The organism is Microbacterium sp., from assembly GCF_030149085.1.
GTDB lineage: Bacteria > Actinomycetota > Actinomycetes > Actinomycetales > Microbacteriaceae > Microbacterium.
The window spans coordinates 1-6,171 of record NZ_JASBSF010000358.1; the positions used below are offsets into that span (position 1 = coordinate 1).

General features: G+C 66.5%; 6 protein-coding genes and 1 pseudogene. All 7 read left to right on the forward strand.

All coding sequences use genetic code 11. The features are described 5' to 3' along the window. Positions 1–835: pseudogene (locus Q1V87_RS14540) on the forward strand (elongation factor 4); the annotation flags it as partial. Between the two features lie 10 nt (positions 836–845). After that, complete coding sequence (locus Q1V87_RS14545) at positions 846–1,490, forward strand: DUF1990 family protein (protein WP_300594398.1); 645 nt, start codon at positions 846–848, stop codon at positions 1,488–1,490. After that, on the forward strand, positions 1,490–2,698 hold the full coding sequence (hemW, locus tag Q1V87_RS14550) for a radical SAM family heme chaperone HemW (protein ID WP_300594401.1): 1,209 nt from the start codon (positions 1,490–1,492) through the stop codon (positions 2,696–2,698). The genes Q1V87_RS14545 and hemW overlap by 1 nt, the downstream gene beginning before the upstream one ends. 110 nt (positions 2,699–2,808) lie before the next feature. Beyond that, complete coding sequence (hrcA, locus tag Q1V87_RS14555) at positions 2,809–3,843, forward strand: heat-inducible transcriptional repressor HrcA (protein WP_300594404.1); 1,035 nt, start codon at positions 2,809–2,811, stop codon at positions 3,841–3,843. A 48-nt stretch (positions 3,844–3,891) separates the two neighbouring features. Next, positions 3,892–5,007, forward strand: coding sequence for a molecular chaperone DnaJ (dnaJ, locus tag Q1V87_RS14560; protein ID WP_292709373.1), 1,116 nt, complete (start codon positions 3,892–3,894; stop codon positions 5,005–5,007). A 2-nt stretch (positions 5,008–5,009) separates the two neighbouring features. Next, entirely contained in the window at positions 5,010–5,747 is a 738-nt protein-coding gene (locus Q1V87_RS14565; RefSeq protein WP_300594407.1) for a 16S rRNA (uracil(1498)-N(3))-methyltransferase, read from the forward strand. A gap of 52 nt (positions 5,748–5,799) precedes the next feature. Next, positions 5,800–6,147 carry an HIT domain-containing protein gene (locus Q1V87_RS14570; RefSeq protein WP_300594410.1) on the forward strand — a complete coding sequence of 116 codons (348 nt, stop codon included), beginning with the start codon at positions 5,800–5,802 and terminating at the stop codon, positions 6,145–6,147. Positions 6,148–6,171 lie beyond the last annotated feature (24 nt).

Here is a 6,171-nt window from a genome sequence, read left to right on the forward strand (position 1 = left end):
GCAGTACGAACCCGAGACCTCGGTCGCGCTGGGCTTCGGCTTCCGCTGCGGGTTCCTCGGGCTCCTGCACCTGGAAATCATCACTGAGCGCCTCTCGCGCGAGTTCGACCTCGACCTGATCACCACCGCGCCGTCGGTGACCTACACGGTCACAACCGACACCGGAGAGACTGTCACCGTCACCAACCCCAGTGAATACCCCGACGGTCGGGTTGCCGAGGTGTCGGAACCAGTGGTGAAGGTCGGCATCCTGTTGCCCAAGGATTATGTGGGTACGGTCATGGAGCTGTGCCAGTCCCGACGCGGGTCGCTGCTCGGTATGGACTACCTGAGCGAGGACCGCGTAGAGCTGCGCTACAACATGCCGCTCGGTGAGATCGTCTTCGACTTCTTCGATCAGCTCAAGTCCAAGACGCAGGGTTACGCGAGCCTGGACTACGAGCCGGCTGGGTCGCAGACCGCCGATCTCGTGAAGGTCGACATCCTCTTGCAGGGTGAGAAGGTGGATGCCTTCAGCTCCATCGTCCACCGCGACAAGGCGTATGGGTACGGCACGATGATGACTGAGCGCCTCCGCAAGCTCATCCCGCGCCAGCAGTTCGAAGTGCCCATCCAGGCCGCCATCGGGGCGCGGATCATCGCCCGCGAGAACATCCGCGCGATCCGTAAGGACGTGCTGGCCAAGTGCTATGGCGGTGACATCACCCGCAAGCGCAAGCTGCTCGAAAAGCAGAAAGAGGGCAAGAAGCGCATGAAGATGGTCGGTCGCGTCGAGGTCCCCCAGGAGGCGTTCATCGCAGCGCTCTCGGGGGACGTCGAGGGTAAAGACAAGTAGTCTGATCGCCATGCGCCGCGGAACCTTCCGGGACGAGACCGTCGACTATGCAGCAGTCGGGGCCACACAGGCTACCGACCTCATGCAGTACCCGCCGGAGAAGAGCGTCCCCGCCGAGGAGTCCTGGCGGATCGGTAGCGGTCAGGCACGATTCGAGTCGGCGACCGAGTCGCTCTTGTCATGGGCGCCGCTGCGCGGGGCCGGGTTGTCGTTGGCCGACATCCGTCCGGCATCCGGGTCCGGCTACGCCGGCGTCGCGTACGACTCGGATGGCGCGCCGATAGCGCCGTCGCGACGCGACGCCGAGCAGCGTTTCGACGCCGAGGGCACTCCGTATGTCAGCGCCGGCGCTACAGTGCATGTCACCGGCCGGCTCAGCGGCTACCGCGCGGATGCCGAACTGCGCGTCATTCTGGCCGTCGAAGAACCCCGGCGCACGGCTTATGCGCTCGGCACCGTGGGCGGCTCTGTCGTCAGCGGCGAGGAGCTGTTCCTGGTCGAGTGGCGCGATAACGACGAGGTCTGGTTCACCGTGCGCGCATTTGACCGTCCCGTATCGACGCTGTACCGGCTGGTACCGCGCTTCGTCCGCGGGCGGCGGCGACGGCTCTTCCGGGCCTACCTGACGGCGGTATCGCCGCTGTTCGCTCCCTGATGGGCGCAGCGCTTCCCCTCGGCGATCCCGTTCCGCGCGACGGATCGCTTCCCGGGGCGGTCATCGACCCCACCGCCCCGCTGTCTGCATACGTCCATATTCCGTTCTGCCGCGTCCGCTGCGGCTACTGCGACTTCAACACCTACACGGCCGAGGAGTTGCGTGGCGCGCGCCGCGAGGACTATGCGGGGACGCTGCTTCGAGAGATCGACCTCGCGTCGGGCGTCCTTTCTGCCCATCCGAGGCCACTGAGCACGGTGTTCTTCGGCGGGGGAACGCCGACGCTGCTTCCTGCCCGCGACCTCGCAGTCATTCTGGTAAGCCTGCGGGATCGCTTCGGGCTCGAGCCGGATGCCGAGGTCACCGTGGAGGCGAACCCCGACACTGTCACACCTGAGGTCACCGAGGAACTGGCCGGTGCGGGAGTCACGAGGTTGTCGATCGGGATGCAGTCAGCGGTGCCGGAGGTGCTTCGGACGCTCGACCGGACGCACCGACCCGAAAACGTTGCGACGGCGGTGCGCGCCGCACGAGACAGTGGTCTGGCAGTAAGTGTCGACCTCATCTACGGCGCGCCAGACGAGACCCTCGATCACTGGCGACGCAGCGTCGAGGCCGCCCTTGCGCTGGAGACTGACCACATCTCGGCATATGCGCTGATCGTCGAAGAGGGCACTGCGCTGGAGCGCCGCATCCGACGCGGAGAACTCGCCACACCCGACGACGATCTGCAGGCTGCCATGTACGAGCACGCTGACACAGCGTTCGAGGAGGCCGGCTACGACTGGTACGAGGTGTCCAACTGGGCGAGGACCCCCGCCGACCGTTCGCGGCACAACCTTGCGTACTGGCACGGCCACGACTGGTGGGGTTTCGGTCCTGGCGCCCACAGCCACGTCGGAGGCGTGCGGTTCTGGAATGTCAGGCATCCTGCTGCCTACGCGCAGCGGCTCGCTGCCGGCGATTCACCGGGGGCGGGCTTGGAGGTCCCCGATGAGGAGGCGCGACTGCTCGAGCGCGTGATGCTGCGGGTGCGTACGGTGGAGGGTCTGCCGGTTTCGCAGCTGGCATGGCAGAGCCGACAAGCCGTTGCCGGTCTCGTCGCGGATGGACTCGTCGACGGTCGCGAGGCGGTGCGGGGGACCCTTGTGCTCACTCGTGCCGGGCGACTGCTGGCTGACGCGGTAGTCCGCGCGCTGACCGCGTGATCCAGGGCGTGGGGGAGAGGCATCCGCTAGAATTGGCACTCTGAGGATGTGAGTGCCAGTGCCACGTCGAGCCGCTGTAACGGCCGACGCCGGATGCGGAAGGAGGCGACATGGTCAGCGAGCGTGGGCTTCAGGTCCTGCGGGCTATCGTGCAGGACTACGTCGATACCCGCGAGCCCGTCGGAAGCAAGGCCATCGTCGAGCGTCACGCGTTCGGCTTTTCCGCGGCCACGATCCGCAACGACTTGGCGCTTCTCGAAGACGAAGAACTCATCGCGGCACCCCATACCTCGTCGGGGCGCGTCCCGACCGACAAGGGCTACCGCGTCTTCGTCGACCACCTCGCCGAGATCCGGCCCCTTTCACCGGCCCAGCGCGCAGCCATCGCGAGCTTCCTGCAGGGGCCCGGAGACCTGGATGACGCTCTGGCGCGAACGGTGCGGGCACTCACACAGCTCACCGGCCAGGTGGCCATCGTGCAGTATCCCTCGTTTGCCAAGGCGACCATCACGCACGTTGAGCTCGTGGCACTTGAGCCCACCCGGGTGCTTGTCATCGTCGTCACCGATACGGGACGTGTGTCACAACGCCTCGCGCTTCTGACCGTGGCCCTCGACGAGTCAGATCTCGCGCGCGTTCGCGCCGAGGTGTCGACACTGCTTGTCGGCCGCAGCGTCCGTCAGGGGGCGAAGCGCGTCGAGGAGCAAGCAGACAGTGACGTGCGCACCGCCCACCAGTCGGCGGTCACCGAGATCCTTCGAGTCGTGCAGGAGGAGCTTGACGAGTTCCGTCAGGATCGGCTCGTGATGGCTGGCGCGGCAAATCTCGCGCGTCGCGAGAGCGACTTCCGCGGAAGCATCTACCCGCTTCTGGAGGCGATCGAAGAGCAGGTGACGATCCTTCGCCTGATGGGGGAGATGGTCGCCGATGACAACGGGCTCGCAGCCAGCATCGGACGTGAGAACGAGGCGTTCGGGCTGTCGGAGGCATCCGTCATCGCAAGTGACTACGATGCGACGGGCGCGCGGGCACGCGTCGGGCTGATGGGCCCGACTCGAATGGACTATCCCAGCAACCTCGCGGCGGTACGTGCAGTAGCGCGCTACCTCACGGGGCTGCTCGCCGAGGACGAAAAGGGCCGATGAGCCCGTACGAACTGCCCGCGACAACACGCGGGATGCAGAAAGGTGACCGTGGCTGACCACTACGAGGTCCTTGGCGTGTCGCGAGACGCGTCGCCCGAAGAGATCAAGAAGGCATATCGCCGCCTGGCCCGAGAGCTTCACCCGGATGTGAACCCGGGGGAGGACGCTGCCGAGCGGTTCAAACTCGTCACGCATGCCTACGACGTGCTCAGTGACCCGCAGCAGCGCCAGCGCTACGACATGGGCGGCGGCCAGAACGGTGGTTTCGGCGGAGCCGGCGACTTCGGTGGCTTCAGCGACATCTTCGAGAGCTTCTTCGGGGGAGGGGGCGCTGCTCGCGGCGGGCGCCCGCGGTCTCGCAAAGAGCGGGGCCAGGATGCGCTGGTTCGCGTCGACCTCGACCTGAAGGATGTCGTTTTCGGTGTCCATCGCGACATCGACGTCGACACCGCCGTCATGTGCGAGACCTGCAATGGTTCCTGTACGCAACCCGGAACGACGCCGGTTCGCTGCGATATCTGCCATGGCACGGGCCACATCCAGCGCACCGTACGAAGCCTGCTTGGCAACGTCGTCACCTCCCAGCCGTGCGGCACATGTCAGGGGTACGGCACGACGATCCCGTACCCGTGCGCGACCTGTCAGGGGCAGGGTCGCGTTCGGGCTCGTCGCACTGTGTCGATCGACATTCCGGCCGGTGTTGACACGGGCCTGCGCCTACAACTTCCCGGATCGGGTGAAGTCGGACCGGGCGGCGGCACGCGGGGCGACCTGTACATCGAGGTCTCTGTCGCGACGCATCCGGTGTTCAGCCGCGAAGGTGACGACCTGCTCGCAACCCTCGAAGTCTCGATGCCGGATGCCGTTCTCGGCGCGGCCACGACGATCGAGGGCCTGGACGGACCGGTGGACCTCGAGGTGCGTCCCGGTGTTCAATCAGGCGACGTGCTGACCATCAAGGGTCGAGGCATCACACCGCTGCGTGGCAATTCACGCGGTGATCTGCGCGTGGGTGTTCATGTGGTCACACCGACGAAGCTCGACGCCAAGGAACGGGCTCTCATCGAGGAGTTCGCCAAGCGGACGAAGGCACCCGCGCCCCATCTGGCTGAGTTCCATCAGGGCCTGTTCTCGAAGTTGCGCGATCGGTTCCGGAACGGCTGATCGTGCCGCTTCACTTCGTCGTCGACGAGCGGCTGGATGCCGAGACCGGCCAGACCGTAACCCTCACCGGGGCTGAGGCGCATCACGCGGCCACGGTGCGCAGGGTTCGCGTCGGCGAGGCGGTAACGCTCGGCGACGGCGCTGGCGTATGGCTCGAAGGCACGTGCGAGGCAGTCGCGGCGCGCGAGGTCGTCGTGCGCGTCACGAACCGGGAGGACCTACCCCGCCCATCCGTCCGGATCGAACTCGGTCAAGCTCTTGCCAAAGGCGACCGCGACGAGCTTGCGGTTCAGGCGTCGACGGAACTCGGTGTGGATGTCATCACGCCCTGGCAGGCTGCCCGGAGCGTCTCGCGGTGGGACGCGGCCAAGCGTGAGAAAGGTGTCGTCCGCTGGCGCCAGATCGCGCGGGAGGCGGGAAAGCAGGCGCACCGAGCGTGGCTTCCAGAGGTCGGCGCGCCCGTGACGACGGCGCGGTTGTGCGAGCGGGCAGCGACGACCCGGATGTTCGTGCTCGAGCCGACAGCGACAGTGCGCCTGACCGAATGGATGCCCGAGCAGACCGACGGTCGCGACATCGCCCTGGTCGTCGGACCTGAAGGTGGGATCGACGCCGGCGAGTTGAACTCACTCGAAGCTGCCGGCGCGACGCTCGTGCGCTTGGGTGACCACGTCCTGCGTACCTCGACGGCAGGTCCCGCAGCGATCGCGGTGCTCAGCGCCAGCCTCGGCCGGTGGTGACTGTACCGGCGGTAGCTGGGCCCGTGGGAGAGGCCGTCGGTAGACTGAGAGCATGACCGAGCCCTCCGTCTTCACTCGTATCCTGCGTGGCGAGATTCCCGCAGAGATCCTCAGCGAGACCGAGAACGTGTTCGTCATCCGCGATATCGCTCCGCAGGCGCCGCTGCACCTGCTTGTGATTCCCAAGACCGCCGAATACCGCGATGTCACCGAGCTTGCCGCGGGTGATCCTGCGTTGCTCGCCGAGATGGTGGCCGTGGCCAAGGATGCCGCTGCAGAGCACGGCAGCGGTGATTTCCGACTGGTGTTCAACACCGGGTCTGGCGCGGGGCAGACAGTCTTCCACGTGCATGCCCACGTGCTCGGCGGCGACCTCGCAGAAGGCAGTCTCGGTGGCTGATCCGGACAGCCGCGCGGAATCCGA

What these genes read in the sequence shown, in the direction of transcription:
- Q1V87_RS14545 (WP_300594398.1), top strand. Translation starts at nt 846, where the DNA reads ATGCGCCGCGGAACCTTCCGGGACGAGACCGTCGACTATGCAGCAGTC.
- hemW (WP_300594401.1), top strand. Translation starts at nt 1,490, where the DNA reads ATGGGCGCAGCGCTTCCCCTCGGCGATCCCGTTCCGCGCGACGGATCG.
- hrcA (WP_300594404.1), top strand. Translation starts at nt 2,809, where the DNA reads ATGGTCAGCGAGCGTGGGCTTCAGGTCCTGCGGGCTATCGTGCAGGAC.
- Q1V87_RS14570 (WP_300594410.1), top strand. Translation starts at nt 5,800, where the DNA reads ATGACCGAGCCCTCCGTCTTCACTCGTATCCTGCGTGGCGAGATTCCC.